Origin of the sequence: Streptomyces sp. NPDC093510, assembly GCF_040683555.1 — a bacterium.
Classification (GTDB): domain Bacteria; phylum Actinomycetota; class Actinomycetes; order Streptomycetales; family Streptomycetaceae; genus Streptomyces.
The window spans coordinates 249303-262664 of sequence record NZ_JBFBEE010000005.1 but is presented as its reverse complement, the minus strand read 5'-3'; the positions used below and the strand labels follow the sequence as shown (position 1 = coordinate 262664).

Sequence of the window (13362 nt, the reverse complement as noted above, 5' to 3'; positions counted from 1 at the left end):
GATGCGCTGCCACCTCCGGTGTTGTGACCAGGGAGGCCGCGTAGCGGCCGGCGTCCCCGAATGAGACCTGTACGGGCAACGCAACGCCTCCAGATGGAAGGTCACCTTTCCGTAAGTCCCATCGCGCGCAGAGGCTCCGGCCTCACCGGGCCTTGCCGTCGCCCCGGCTGGTCAACTCCTCGGGGTGGCGCGGGCGTTGTCGGTGCAGTCCGTGTTCATGACGTGTTCGCATTGCGAATGTCGACCATCGCTCAACGGACCATATTCGGCCAACATCCATCCAAAATGCTGACATGTACCTGGCTCGAATGACACGCTTCCCCGCAACACGCTGCACGTACAGCAACACGCTGCACGCCCGCATCGCGTCTTTTTCTGCTCCGGGCGGCTCTCCATGCCTCCCGGGCCCCCACAGATGGAGCCCGCGTGACCTCTCACATATCCCGTAAGCGTTCGACGCTCGCGATCGCCACCGCCGTCGCGGCCGGCGCGATGCTCGCCGCCGGACTGTCCACTGGCGCGTCCGCCCAGCCGGGCAACGACACCGAGCCGTCCGGCTCCCCTGTTGCCCTCTCGGCGTCGGCCCGCGCGGACCTCCTCCAGGACGCGAACGCCGATAGACCGGCGACCGCCGAGCGGATCGGCCTCGGTGCCAAGGAGAAGCTGGTCGTCCGCGATGTCGTCAAGGACGCCGACGGGACCGTCCACACCCGTTACGAGCGCACCTACGACGGCCTGCCCGTCCTCGGTGGCGACCTCGTCGTGCACACCGCGAAGAGCGGCAAGGTGAAGAGCGTCACGAAGGCCACCGAGGCCGACGTGAAGGTCGCCTCCACCGACGCGAAGCTCGCCAAGGGCTCGGTCGCGAAGTCCGCCGAGTCCACCGCCGCGAAGGCGAAGACCGCCGAGGCCGACGCGCAGTCGCCGCGCAAGGTGATCTGGGCCGCCTCCGGCAAGCCGGTCCTCGCGTACGAGACCGTCGTCACCGGTGTGCAGAAGGACGGCACGCCCAGCAGGCTCCACGTCATCACGGACGCCGCGACCGGGAAGAAGCTGTACCAGTACCAGGCCATCGAGAACGGCACCGGCAACAGCCAGTACAGCGGCAAGGTCAAGGTCGGCTCCAAGAAGGGCACGAGCGGCTACGAGCTGACCGACAAGGCCCGCGGCGGCCACCGCACCTTCGACCTGAAGCACGCGGAGAGCGGCACCGGCAAGCTCTTCAAGGACGCCAACGACGTCTGGGGCAACGGCAAGCCCTCGAACGCGCAGACCGCCGCTGTCGACGCCGCCTACGGCGCCCAGCTCACCTGGGACTACTACAAGTCGGTCCATGGCCGTAAGGGCATCAACGGCGACGGCAAGGGTGCGACCTCGCGGGTCCACTTCGGCAACGGCTACGTCAACGCCTTCTGGGACGACAGCTGCTTCTGCATGACGTACGGCGACGGCGAGGGCAACAAGAAGCCCCTCACCTCGATCGACGTCGCGGCTCACGAGATGACGCACGGCGTCACCTCGGCGACCGGCAACATGGAGTACAGCGGCGAGTCCGGCGGCCTGAACGAGGCCACCTCCGACATCTTCGCCACCGCCGTGGAGTTCAAGGCCAAGAACCCCAAGGACGTCGGCGACTACCTCATCGGCGAGAAGATCGACATCAACGGTGACGGTTCGCCGCTGCGTTACATGGACAAGCCGAGCAAGGACGGCGGCTCCCTGGACAAGTGGACCGCCAACGCCGGGAACGTCGACGTCCACTACTCCTCGGGCATCGCCAACCACTTCTTCTACCTGCTGTCCGAGGGCAGCGGCAAGAAGCGGATCAACGGCGTTCAGTACAACTCGCCGACCGCCGACGGTTCCAAGGTGCTCGGCATCGGACGCGGCAAGGCCGAGAAGATCTGGTACAAGGCCCTGACGACGTACTTCACGTCGACCACCGACTACAAGGCGGCCCGTAAGGGCACGCTGCGCGCCGCGAAGGACCTGTACGGCGCGAACTCCACCGAGTACAAGCGCGTGGCCGCCGCCTGGACCGGCGTCAACGTCAAGTAACTCGCTGTCAGCCATGTAAGGGGCGGCGTCCGGACGGACGCCGCCCCTCTCGCGTTCACCACATCAGCACCCCCACCGCCTGCCTCCCCGTGCCCTGGGAACATCAGTCCCCGCAAGGGCCTGTACGGGAGGCCACTTGGGCAAGCAAATGGCAACTTCGACATGGTCCGCAGAGGCAGCTACCTTCACCTGGTCTTCGGCGACCGCCCACGGTCGCACGGGAGTTCCTCGCGCAAGCCAGTGAACCGGGTCCACACCAGGCACCTCCGACCAGGGAGAGACGCATGCCCCATCTCGCGCTGTACACATTCGGCGTCCTGAAGTCACCTCTCGCCGATCCCGCACCTCTCACGCGCGAGTTCTACGACATCGGGGCGGCCGTCTACCGGAAGATCAGTCAGCATCCCGGGTACCTCGCGCATGCTGAACCGGCGGACAACGACCGGGGCGTGCTCTTCGAGGCGAACTGGGGGGCATGGGGAGAGTTCGCCGTACCGACCTGGTACGACAAGGGCCGTACGGTGGAAACCACCGCCCTGGCCGCGACCCTCTCACTCTGGACCGACGTGCGCGCCGCCTTCGACGCCATCTACACCGGTCTGCACCGCGAGGCGCTGAACAGGCGTTACGACTGGTTCGAGAGGACAGGGCGCCCCAACTACGTGTTCTGGTGGGTCCCCGACGGCGTGATACCGACCTGGCGGGACGGGGTCGCCAAGCTGGAACACCTCCACGACCACGGGCCCGCACCGCACGCCTTCACCTTCCACCACGCGTTCGCCCAGGACGGAACTCCGACCAGGACCAAAGACATCGGGCCCAAGAGCGACCAGGTTCGCTGACATTGTTCAGCCAACTGGTGCGAAGGCCGTGATCGCGTCGACGAGGTCGGCCGGAGACTCCAGCGGGATCAGGTGACCCGAGTGCGGGATCACAAAGAAGTCGGCTTCGGAGAGATAGGGCACCAGGTTGTCGCGGAGCACGTCGACGGGTTCGACGCGGTCGTTCTCTCCGGCGACGACGAGTGCGGGGACGCTGATCATGCGGGTGTGCTCGGTGATGTCCTCCGCGATGCCGCGCAGCGGCCACTCCGTGCGGGCGGCATCGGCGCTGGAACGCGAGTCGGTCGCGATCTGCGACTTGACCGATTCGGGCAGCTCGGTCGCGGTGAGGATGTTGTCCCGCGCGTCGGCGGTCGATTCGTCGGAGTCGTAGGCGTGGGAGAGGGCTTCCCGGTACTCCTGAGTGATCTCGGTGGCGGGCTTCGCCGGGCCGGAACCTACGAGGACGATCCCTCGAAGGGCGGCGGGCCGGGTCGCTGCGATGAGCTGCGCGACCTTGCCACCCATGGAATGACCGACGAGGACGTAGTCGGTGACGCCCGCGTCGGCGATCACGGCGAGCGTGTCGTCCGCGAGCCGGCGGAGCGTGTAGGGGCCGGGCAGGCTGCTTGAGCGGCTCCACCCGCGGAAGTCGACCGAGAGGACGTCGCGCCCCGCGAGGCGGTCGACGACGAGGTCCCAAGTGCGGGCGGAACCACCCCAGTAGTGCAGGAACACCAGGGTCGGTCCGGCTCCCGACCGATGGTCGTAAGCGGGCAGCGTCGGCTGCTGTGCCGTGGTCATCGCAACTCCTCGATCAGTGTTCTGGGGGCGTGTCTTCCCAGCAATTGGATCTCTGCAGCCCTTTACGCGGCATTGGCGCGACTGGTCGACCGATGGTGGAAACTGGACACATGACCGCGATCCGGCAGATGACCTACCAGCCCGTCGGGCGCGGTGCCGCCGCTGTCGAGACGATGACGTTCGGCCGCCTTCGCGAGCTGAACGACGGCGGTACGCAGCGCGCCGACTTCCACGTCCTCGCCGTCGTCGATGCCGGGCACGGATCGGTCACCGTGGACTTCTCCGCACACCCGCTCCGGGAGCGGTCCGCGGTGTGGGTTGCTCCTGGCGCGGTGCACCGGTGGGATGACATCGCCGACGTGGCAGGCCACGTCGTGCTGTTCGTCTCGACCGCACCGGTCACCCATGCGACCCGGGCGCTCGTCGCGTCCCCGGACCTGGTCGCGCGATGGGACATTCCCGACGCCGACTGGCCGTTCGTCGACGCCGCGCGCAACCATCTTCTGCTCGAAGCATCCGCCGCGCCCACGGACACGTCGACGGAGCTGCCCGAGATCCTGCTCTCCGCGCTCATCACCCGGCTCCGCCCGCCGCACGGCGAAGCGTCGTCGACAAACCTGGTGTTCCGACTGTTCAGGGCCAGCGTCGAAGCGCACTTCCGAGAGCATCGCGACGCCGGTCACTACGCCCGGGTTCTGGGATACGCGCCCCGCACCCTCTCAAGAGCGGTGCAACAGGTCACCGGCCGCACCGCAAAGGCGTACATCGTCGATCGAGTTGTCCTGGAAGCCAAGCGGCTCCTCGCGCACGAGCGCCTGACTGCGGCCGGCTGTGCCGACAGGCTCGGCTTTCCCGACGCGTCGAACTTCTCGGTGTTCTTCCGAAAGGCGACAGGCATGCGGCCGGGCGCGTGGCAGACAACGGTGGCCGTCGAGTGAGGTCGCACCGCCGGTCCGGACACGGCGAGATCTGGATCTCACTCTGGCGGTGGCGGTGGCGGTCCGCTGTGGTGGTCGCGGTCGCTGTGGGCGGGGGCTGTCTGTCGGACGTCGGATCAGGTGGGGGAGGGGGCGCGCCTTTTCCGCTCACGGCGACGCGAGCCTGACCGTATGGTGGGCTCGGCATGCGGTGGCGCGGCCCGAACCGGTCCAGGTGCGGTCTCGCCGCTCGACGGGGGCGGGAGGGGGTGGACGTGGTGCCTTTGCGGGGTGACCGGCGCGCCGTCCTGATCACGACGATGCTGGTCCTCGCGGTCTTCGCCGGTGCGCTGTCGCTGCTGAGCTGGGACCGGGCGAATCAGGTGGCCGGGGTGGTCTCCGCGGTGGCCGGCGTGGCTGCCCTGGGGGTCGGCGTCTGCGCGCTGCTGGCCCCGTCCGGGAGTACGTCCGTGCAGGTGTCCGGGACCGGGCGTGCCACGGCCACCGGTGGCGGGGACGCCAACACGGGTGCCGTCACCTCCTCGTCCGCCGGTGCGGTCTCCGTCGAGCGGACCGGTGACGCGCGGGCGGACGGCGGCAGCGCGAACACCGGTTACCGCCGGCAGGAGTAGAGGCGCGTCCGATGTTCTTCCGCAGTCGCGCCGGGGTGCGCAAGTCAGGCGTATCCTCCGCCGAGGGAGCCGGGGCCTTCGCCAACAGCGGCGTGATGATCGACAGTCCCGTACAGATGGCCGTGCAGGTGATCGCGGGGCGCGCCGCCGCCTCCGGCTATCTCCTTCAGGTGGAACAGGCCCTCGCCGCCGCCGACTTCCAAGGGCGTGAGAGCGAACTCGCCCAGCTGGCCACCTTCTGCGCAGACGCAGCCCCCGCCGACCGTCCGGACGTCGGCTACTGGCGCTGGGTGGCCCCGGCATGGGCGGGAAAGTCTGCCCTGCTGGCGCACTTCGTCCTGCATCCCCCACCCGGCATCGATGTCGTGTCGTTCTTCATCACCTCCCGCCTGGCCGCGCAGAACGACGCCGCGGCGTTCTGCGAGGTCGTCCAGCGGCAGGTGTACGCCTTGCTGGGCGAGGAGGAGCCGCTGAACACCCCCGCCACGCGTGACGAACAGATGCTGCTCGCGCTGCACCGCGCCGCACACGGATGCTCGGCACGCGGCAGGCGGCTCGTGCTCGTGGTGGACGGGCTGGACGAGGACCGCGGAGTGACCGCCGGTGCCGACGGCCACAGCATCGCGGCGCTGCTGCCCCGCGTTCCTCCGCACGGCATGCGGATCGTCGCCGGCCGCCCGCATCCGCCGGTACCGGGGGACGTGCCCGCGGACCACCCGCTGCGGACCACGCGGATCGACCACCGGCTTCAGCCGTCCCCGTACGCCCGCGCGGCGCGCTGGGACGCGGAGCGGGACCTGCTGCGACTGCGAGAGGGCGGCGGGCTCGGCTGGGGCCTGGCCGCTCTGACCGTCGCGGCCGGCGGCGGGCTGAGCGCGCCCGACTTCGCGGAGCTGACCGGGAGCCCGGCGCGGCTGGTCGAGCGCGAGCTGTCCGCGGTGAACGGCCGCAGTTTCCGTCGGCGGGCCGGGCACTGGATGTCTGCCGGTCCGCCCGTCTTTCTCCTCGCGCACGAGGAGATCCGGCGCGGCGCGGCGGAACTGCTCACGGGGCGGGAGCTGGCCGCCCACCGCATCCGTCTGCATCGGTGGGCGGACGCCTACCGGCGCGCCGGGTGGCCGGAGGGGACGCCCGAGTACCTGCTGCGCGGCTACACCTACTTGCTGCGCGAACAGAAGGACACCTCCAGGCTGGTGGCGCTGGCCTGCGATGCCCGGTGGCAGGAGCGGCTGTGGCGGGGGTCCGGCGCGGACCTGGAGGCGCTCAGCGCGGTGTCGGCCGCGTTCGACCTGGTGCTTGCGGACGGTGGGCGCCGCGGCGATCAGGACGTGTCCGTGGCCCTGCGGCTCGCCGCTGCGCGGGACGCGCTGCACGATCGTACGGCGTCCCTCTCCTCCGGCCTCATCGCCTTGTGGGCCCGGTGCGGGCACCCGGCGCGCGCCGTTCATCTGGCCGAGTCGCAGCGCGACGCGTGGGACAGGGTGGACGCCCTGAGCGCCATCGCCGGTGCCTTGGCCGTCGGTGCGCACCCGGAACAGGCGGCCGCTCTGCTCGATGGAGCGGACACCACCGAGGACCGGGACCGTTTCCTGACGGCGATCGCCAAAGGTTTGGCGGACTCCGGCCGGCCCGCCGAGGCCCTGCGACCGACCCGCCGCATCAGCGACCCGGAGCGCAGGGCGGAAGCTTTCGTCGCTGCTGTCGCTGCTGTCGCTGCTGTCGCTGCTGTCGGGGCCGTCAGGGGCCTGGCGGCCGGGGTGGCGAGCGACGCCGCGGCGGCTCAGGAGGAGACCGGGGCCCCGGGCGCCGAAGCGGTGTCTTGGGCGTTGGAAGCCGTCGACGCGGTCATGGCGGTGCCCAACTACGTCTCCCGGAGCGCCCTGGGCGCCTCGCTGGCCGCCGCGCTCTCCCGGCTCGGCGAGCATCGTGAGGCCCTGGCGCTCGCGGAACGCGTCATATCCCGTTCGGACGGCTCCGGTGACGTGGTCCGGCGCGCGCAGTACCTCGCCCTGTTCGCCCGGGGGATGGCCACGGCATCGGGGCTCGCCGAGCAGGCCGCCGAGTTCGCGGTGACGTCGGCCCGGCTGGCGACGGACATCGACGACCCCGATGACGTGGACTGGGTCTACCCCACCGTCGCTGCGGGCCTGGAGGCGACCGGACACCACCAGCAGGCGATCGACTTGGCCGGCCGTTTCCTGCACGATCCGGAGGACGGCCTGGTCGAGATCGGCATCGCAGCCGCGGAGGCCGGTGACCTCGACCGGGCATTGGAGCTGGCCGAGCGGCTCACGGAACCCATCTACCGGGCGCGGATCCTCAACGCCGTCGGCCGGATGACGGCGGGGTCCCCTGAGCCGGAGCGAACGCTGAGCCTGGCCCGGCAGGCCCGCGACGCCACCGACGAGGTGACCGAACTCCACTGGCGGGTGGCGCTATCGGCCGGCACCGCCGACTTCCTGCTCCGGGCGGGCCAGGAGGAACACGCCCACGCCGTGGTCAAGCGGGCGACGAACGTGGCGCGGAGGAGCCGAGGGCCCGGGGTGAGCACCCTCATCAAGCTGGCCGTCGCGGCTGGCCGATCCGGTCGGCCGGGCGACGCGGCCCGCCTCATCCACCGCGCGGAACGGGCCACCGACGCGTCCGCCGGTTACGCACGCGTCCTCGGCCTCGCGGAGGTAGCCGAGGGCCTGCACCACACGGGCCGCCCCGCGGAGGGGGCCGAACTCCTGCGCCGCGTACTCCACGAGAGCCGGACCCGGACAGATCGGGCCGAGCGCGCCGAAGAGCTGCGACGGGTGGCCGAGGCATTCGGCCGCACCGGCAGACCGGGCGGGGCGGCAGAGCTGGCTCAGGAGATCCTGGGCCTGGCAGACACTGCCGACAGCCTCTCCCGCCGGCGCTGGGACACGCACGCCGCCGCCTGTGCGCTCCTCGCCGCCGGCGATATCGACGCGGTGCTCGGCCTTGAGGGCTACCTGCCGGAAAACACGGCCGACGAGATCCTCATCGGTGTCGTGGAGAAGCTTGTCGTTGCCGGTGATCTGGCCGCAGCAGAGCAGATCGTCGACAGGCAAGGAGACGAGCGCGCCCTCGGCCACCTCGCGGCGGGCGTCGCGGCCACGGGGGATGGCGCCCGCGCCGTCGCGCTGCTGGAGGAGATCAGCACCCCTGTCCTGCGCGAGGCGGCCACGCCGGGCGTCGTCAAGGCGCTCTGCCGGGTGGATGCCCGTGCGACGGCCCGCGCCCTGGCCGACGCCCTCACGGCGCCCGAGCACCGCGGCAAGGCGCTCGCAGCGATCGCCCAATCACTCGGCCCTTGCCCGCAGGGACGCCTCGTGCTGGTCGAGGCACTGTGCTGGGGCCCGTGGGAGCAGGTGATCGAGGAGATCGCCGGTGTGGTGCCGGAGCACTTGCCTCTCCTGGCGGCCTTTGTGCAGGCGGAGGGCTAGGGGCCTGCCCGGCGGATCGTGGGCCGAGCCAGGGCCGGACCGAGGCGAGGGCCGGTCAGTGCCTTAATCATGTTGACCGCCTCCGGCGGGCAGTGCTGGAGTCGGCACGTGGACAGCATCCCCGCCAACCGGCGGCTCTGGAACCAGATCAGCAGCGCCTACCAGCACGAGCACGACCCGCAAATCGGCGCCGCGCCCCGGCTGTGGGGCATGTACTCCATCTCCGACGCGCACCTGCACGCCTTGGGTGACGTCACCGGCAAGCGCGTCCTCGAACTCGGCTGCGGCGCCGGCCAGTGGTCCAGGGCGCTCGCCGCCGAGGGCGCCTCCGTGGTCGGGATCGATCTGTCCGAAGCCCAACTCGCCGCGGCATCCCGCGCGATGGGAGCGGCCCGCTACCCGCTGGTGCAAGGCGCAGCCGAACAACTGCCCTTCGCCGACGACAGCTTCGACCTGGTGTTCTGCGACTTCGGTGGGCTCAGCTGGGCGCCCCCGCACCTGGCCGTCCCGCAGGCCGCACGCGTCTTGCGCCGAGGCGGGCGCCTGGTGTTCAACGTCGCCAGCCCATGGTTCGAAGCTTGCTACGACGAAGCCGCCGCCCGCGTGACCACGACGCTGCAGCGGGACTACTTCGGGCTGAACACCATCGCCGAAGGCGACGGCGCGACCAGCTATCAGCTCACCTACGGCGACTGGGTCAGGGTCCTGCGCGGCGCGGGCCTCATCATCGACGACCTCATCGAGCCGCGGCCCGAACCCGGAACACCCAACGGCTACAACGAAACCGACCCGCCCGACTGGGCACACCGCTGGCCGGCGGAACTGCTCTGGGCAACCCACAAACCGTAAGCTCCGCCGCGCCGACCTGACGGCACGGACACATGGAACTGGCGAGATGCGTTTCGGCGGGTGCGTTCGGCGAAGCGGTGGCCCCGAGTTCGACGCAGTCGCCGCAGCCGTGCCCGATCGCCGGCAAGGGTCACCCGGAGGCGCGGGGGCGATGCCGCATCTCGTGCAGGGCAGTGATCAGGGAGCGTTCGCGGACGAAGTCGGCGTGGACATTCACAGCTGCTGGAGACAGATGCTCGACAGCCTCGTCGATTGCCGCCAGCGCTTGTGCGTACTGCCCCAGACCACGGTGAGCCGTCGCCTCGCGGAACAACGCGATCGGATCGACGCGGTCGGCGAACGCTTTCCCGCCCAAGATGGTGAGCATGGCTTCTTCGCGGCCAGAGAGGCCGTGTGCGAGCCACAGCCCGTGCAACAGCACGTGCAACGTCTTGGCATGGTCGTCGGCCTCCGCGAGCACCTCTTCCATGAGCGGGTATCCGCTGCTGTGGGACTGGGCCAGCAAGGAGAACGCCCATAGCGCCCGTGTGTAGCAGTCCAGTTCGTGTCTCCCCGGCGAGGTGAGCGTGTCGAAGAGGGCTTCAATGCTGTGACACCGAAAGTCATAGCGCAGACCATTGAGGTAGAGGTGACACAGTGCACGGCGCGTAGTCGGGTCGCCGTGACGGGTGATCTCCCGCGGGTCCAGGAACAACAGCGCGCTGCGTCCGATGGAGCGCGCCTGCCACGCGGCATCGGCACAGACCTCGGCCGACTCCTGCCACGTTGCCCCTACGCCGCCGAGCAGATCTGCGAGCAGCAGAGGCCAGTTCTCGCCCTGCGCGGCTGAGGCTGCTGCGGCGGCACGAAGGCGCTGCAGCAGTTCCTCACGCCCGTTCGGGGCCGTGGCCTGACTCATCGGGTTCTCTCCTCGCCGATCTAATCGCCGTCGTTGCCGGCGGGGCTGCTGATACGCATGTGAACCTCCAGTGTTCCTGCCTGCGCCGCGATGCGGTGTCGGATGTCAGCGCACTGCCATGCCACCGGACCCGGGCCGCCGGCGCACGCGGGCAACGGGCATCCGGGTGCTGACATTGGCTCGTCGCGAATGAGCCCTAGAGAGCACTGCCGCCCATTGCTCTGGCCGACGACGCACAGCGAAGGGCGCCCAGACCGCAAAGACTTGTTCGCAAAGAGTCTTTGCGAACAAGTCTTTGCGGTCTAGAGTGCTCGCTATGACTGACCCAGAAGTGACTCCGGACGGCCCGCGAACCGAAGGTGACTCGGTCGTGCTGGATGCCAAAGGGCTGCGAGCCCTCGCGCATCCGGTGCGTGTGCAGTTGGTTGCGTTGCTGCGGAAGTACGGCCCGTCGACGGCGACCCGCCTCGCGGAGCGGCTGGGCGTGAACTCCGGTACGGCCAGCTACCACCTGCGGCAGCTGGGCGCGGCCGGTTTCGTCGAGGAGGACACCGAACGCGGAAACGCGCGAGAGCGCTGGTGGCGTTCGGTGCACCGGACCACCTGGTTCAACGATCCGGAGCTTGCGGAGCGGGAGCCCGAGGCCGCAATGGCCTACGAGCAGTCCGTCGCCGCCATCCACACCCTGCGCACACAGCAGACCCTGAGCGAGCTTCAGACGATGCCCCGCGCATGGCGGAACACCTTCGACATGAGCGATTGGGCTCTGCGGCTCACGCCCGAGGAAGCCGCCGCCCTGTACCGGGAGTTGGCGGCAGTCATCGCGCGCTACCGGCGAGACGCGCCGGAAACCGCAGCGAGTGCCCCCGAGGGAGCGGAACGGGTCGCCGTGATCACGCAGATCCTGCCCGAACTGGATGCGCCTGCCGTGTCGTCGCTCCTCTCCGGTCCTCAGGAAGAGGAAGGAAACCCGACGGCATGACCTACGACGCTTCGGAGGCCGGCGGCATACCCGGCAAGAGGTCCTTACGCCCGCTGGGCGGGGTGCTGGCGGCCATGGCTGTGTCGCTGACCGGCACGCGGATCTCCGTGGTGGCACTGCCCTGGTTCGTCCTCGTCACAACGGGCAGCGCCACCCAGACCGGACTGGTCGCCTTCTGCGAGATGGCGCCCTACGTGGTGGTCAAGGCGTTCACCGGACCGCTGGTGGACCGGATCGGCCCGCGGACCATTTCCTGGACGACCGATCTGGCCAGCGCGACCGCCGCTGCCGCGGTTCCCCTGCTCCACGCCCTGGACCTGCTCTCCTTTCCCCTTCTGCTGGTTCTGGTCGCGCTGATCGGCGCGGCCCGGGGACCTGGCGACCTCGCCAAGGAGGTCATGGTGCCGGAAGCGGCCGAGCGCGGCCGGGTGCCACTGGAGCGGGCCACCGGTCTGTCCGGTGTGACCGAGCGGCTCGCCTCCACCCTCGGCCTGGCGGCCGGCGGATCCCTGGTGGCAGTGCTCGGTCCCCTGACCGGACTCGCCGTCAACGCGGGCTGCTTCGCCCTCGGATCGGTGATCATCAAACTCGCACTGCCACGCGACATGGGACACGCGATCGAGGAAACCCCCTCACAGGTCGAGGGAACGGAACCGGGCTACTGGCGGCGATTCGGCGAGGGCTTCACCTTCCTGCGTGGCGAGCCACTGCTGCTCACTGTCATCGTCATGGTCGGCATCACCAACCTGCTGGACGCGGCGATGACCTCGGTGCTCGTACCCGTCTGGGCCAGGGAGTCCGGCAACGGGCCGACCTCCATCGGCCTGATGGGCAGCGTCATGGGCGCCGCGGCGGTCGGCGGCAGCCTGATCGCCGCGGTGGTCGCGCACCGGCTGCGGCGGCGGGTGATGGTTCTCACCGGGTTCCTGCTGGCCGGGGCACCGAGATTCCTGATCCTCGCCTTCGATGCCCCGCTGGGAGCAGTACTGGCCGTCTTCGCGGTCAGTGGGTTCGGTGCCGGCTTCGTCAATCCAGTGCTGGGAGCCGTCCTCATCGAGCGGGTGCCGCGTCACATGCTGGGCCGGGTCAACGCGCTCGGTGACTCTCTGGCCTGGGCAGGCATCCCTCTCGGCGGGCTTCTCGCAGGAGCGGCGGTGACCGCTGTCGGACTCGTGCCGGTGCTGCTGACCTTCGCCGCCGCGTACTTCCTCACTACGAATCTGGCCGGACTGCGGCCGGAATGGCGCGACATAGACCGTATGCGTGGGCGGGGAGTCCTGAAGCCGCACTCCGAGGAAATCGCCTCACAAGACAGCGCGAAGGCAGCGACATGACCCTCCCGGAGGAGGGTGGACAACATCGAGACGTCGAGCTTCGGCCGCGCATCGAGGAGCCTCGCGTTCCCGCCGAGATGGCGTCGCGCGTACCCGCACTGCGCGGGCGTGCAGGCCGTCTCCACGTACTGCGTGGGCGATGACGCCGTCTCACCGCTGCTGAACATGTCCGGAAACAGACTGCTGGTCAGTGCGATGACCTGGGGAGCGATCATCATTGAGCTAGTGATCGCGGCGGTGCTGATCGACCCGGAGCGCTGGCGGAAGCTGACCTTCCGTCTGGAGCCCCCGGACCGCATAACCGCATAACCGCGTAATACCGGGGACGCCGGTGAGGCCGAGAGCCGACAGGCAACCGACACAGAACCGACCCCCACCCCCCACCTCGGCTGAAGGAGAGACACATGACCGCGGACACCGTCATCGCGTGCGGCAAGGGCCACGTCTTCTGGGGAACGTGGGTGCCCGGCGCCTCGGTGACCACCATCCGGCTCGGCCCGCGCCGACTGGGCATGTGCAAGGCGGGCCGGCACCTGTCGCTGCTGCGTCGCGTCGACGAGAGCGAGCTGACGGCCGAACAGCGCACCACCCTCTTCGACGCGCCGTGACGGGAGG

At 69.8% G+C, this 13362-nt stretch carries 12 protein-coding genes; 10 read left to right on the top strand and 2 right to left on the bottom strand.

Annotation, left to right across the window (positions count from 1 at the left end):
- Positions 1-426 precede the first annotated feature (426 nt).
- Together AB0N81_RS10420 and AB0N81_RS10415 are read left to right on the top strand one after the other, a co-directional pair.
- Positions 427-2058 carry a M4 family metallopeptidase gene (locus tag AB0N81_RS10420; RefSeq protein WP_365357366.1) on the top strand — a complete coding sequence of 544 codons (1632 nt, stop codon included), beginning with the start codon at positions 427-429 and terminating at the stop codon, positions 2056-2058.
- 284 nt (positions 2059-2342) lie between these two features.
- Positions 2343-2900, top strand: coding sequence for a DUF3291 domain-containing protein (locus AB0N81_RS10415; protein WP_365357365.1), 558 nt, complete (start codon positions 2343-2345; stop codon positions 2898-2900).
- Between the two features lie 6 nt (positions 2901-2906).
- On the opposite strand, the gene AB0N81_RS10410 is transcribed toward AB0N81_RS10415, so the two are convergent.
- A complete protein-coding gene (locus tag AB0N81_RS10410) occupies positions 2907-3683 on the bottom strand; it encodes an alpha/beta hydrolase (protein WP_365357364.1) in 777 nt (258 codons plus the stop codon).
- A 110-nt stretch (positions 3684-3793) separates the two neighbouring features.
- Between AB0N81_RS10410 and AB0N81_RS10405 the strand changes: the two genes are divergently transcribed.
- The 4 genes from AB0N81_RS10405 (at position 3794) to AB0N81_RS10390 (ending at position 9533) form a co-directional block, all read left to right on the top strand.
- Positions 3794-4621, top strand: coding sequence for a helix-turn-helix transcriptional regulator (locus tag AB0N81_RS10405; protein WP_365357363.1), 828 nt, complete (start codon positions 3794-3796; stop codon positions 4619-4621).
- Between the two features lie 254 nt (positions 4622-4875).
- Positions 4876-5232: a hypothetical protein gene (locus AB0N81_RS10400; protein WP_365357362.1), complete on the top strand. Its 357-nt coding sequence runs from the start codon at positions 4876-4878 to the stop codon at positions 5230-5232.
- Positions 5233-5243: 11 nt separating this feature from the next.
- Positions 5244-8684, top strand: a complete 3441-nt coding sequence (locus AB0N81_RS10395) for a hypothetical protein (RefSeq protein ID WP_365357361.1) — start codon at positions 5244-5246, stop codon at positions 8682-8684.
- Positions 8685-8792: 108 nt separating this feature from the next.
- Positions 8793-9533 (top strand): class I SAM-dependent methyltransferase, encoded by a 741-nt coding sequence (locus AB0N81_RS10390; protein ID WP_365357360.1) that lies wholly within the window; start codon positions 8793-8795, stop codon positions 9531-9533.
- Between the two features lie 130 nt (positions 9534-9663).
- On the opposite strand, the gene AB0N81_RS10385 is transcribed toward AB0N81_RS10390, so the two are convergent.
- Positions 9664-10431 (bottom strand): hypothetical protein, encoded by a 768-nt coding sequence (locus AB0N81_RS10385; protein WP_365357359.1) that lies wholly within the window; start codon positions 10429-10431, stop codon positions 9664-9666.
- A gap of 316 nt (positions 10432-10747) precedes the next feature.
- Here AB0N81_RS10385 and AB0N81_RS10380 point away from each other — a divergent pair, with 316 nt between their 5' ends.
- From AB0N81_RS10380 to AB0N81_RS10365, 4 genes are all read left to right on the top strand, one after another.
- Positions 10748-11413: a winged helix-turn-helix domain-containing protein gene (locus AB0N81_RS10380; protein WP_365357358.1), complete on the top strand. Its 666-nt coding sequence runs from the start codon at positions 10748-10750 to the stop codon at positions 11411-11413.
- Positions 11410-12747, top strand: a complete 1338-nt coding sequence (locus AB0N81_RS10375) for an MFS transporter (protein ID WP_365357357.1) — start codon at positions 11410-11412, stop codon at positions 12745-12747. The genes AB0N81_RS10380 and AB0N81_RS10375 overlap by 4 nt, the downstream gene beginning before the upstream one ends.
- Before the next feature lie 15 nt (positions 12748-12762).
- Entirely contained in the window at positions 12763-13056 is a 294-nt protein-coding gene (locus AB0N81_RS10370; protein ID WP_365357356.1) for a hypothetical protein, read from the top strand.
- Positions 13057-13151: 95 nt separating this feature from the next.
- The gene (locus AB0N81_RS10365) at positions 13152-13355 is read left to right on the top strand and encodes a hypothetical protein (RefSeq protein WP_365357355.1); all 204 of its coding nucleotides are present in this window, start codon (positions 13152-13154) and stop codon (positions 13353-13355) included.
- Positions 13356-13362 lie beyond the last annotated feature (7 nt).

What these genes read in the sequence shown, in the direction of transcription:
- AB0N81_RS10415 (WP_365357365.1), top strand. Translation starts at nt 2,343, where the DNA reads ATGCCCCATCTCGCGCTGTACACATTCGGCGTCCTGAAGTCACCTCTC.
- AB0N81_RS10410 (WP_365357364.1), bottom strand. Translation starts at nt 3,683, where the DNA reads ATGACCACGGCACAGCAGCCGACGCTGCCCGCTTACGACCATCGGTCG.
- AB0N81_RS10405 (WP_365357363.1), top strand. Translation starts at nt 3,794, where the DNA reads ATGACCGCGATCCGGCAGATGACCTACCAGCCCGTCGGGCGCGGTGCC.
- AB0N81_RS10395 (WP_365357361.1), top strand. Translation starts at nt 5,244, where the DNA reads ATGTTCTTCCGCAGTCGCGCCGGGGTGCGCAAGTCAGGCGTATCCTCC.
- AB0N81_RS10385 (WP_365357359.1), bottom strand. Translation starts at nt 10,431, where the DNA reads ATGAGTCAGGCCACGGCCCCGAACGGGCGTGAGGAACTGCTGCAGCGC.
- AB0N81_RS10380 (WP_365357358.1), top strand. Translation starts at nt 10,748, where the DNA reads ATGACTGACCCAGAAGTGACTCCGGACGGCCCGCGAACCGAAGGTGAC.
- AB0N81_RS10375 (WP_365357357.1), top strand. Translation starts at nt 11,410, where the DNA reads ATGACCTACGACGCTTCGGAGGCCGGCGGCATACCCGGCAAGAGGTCC.
- AB0N81_RS10365 (WP_365357355.1), top strand. Translation starts at nt 13,152, where the DNA reads ATGACCGCGGACACCGTCATCGCGTGCGGCAAGGGCCACGTCTTCTGG.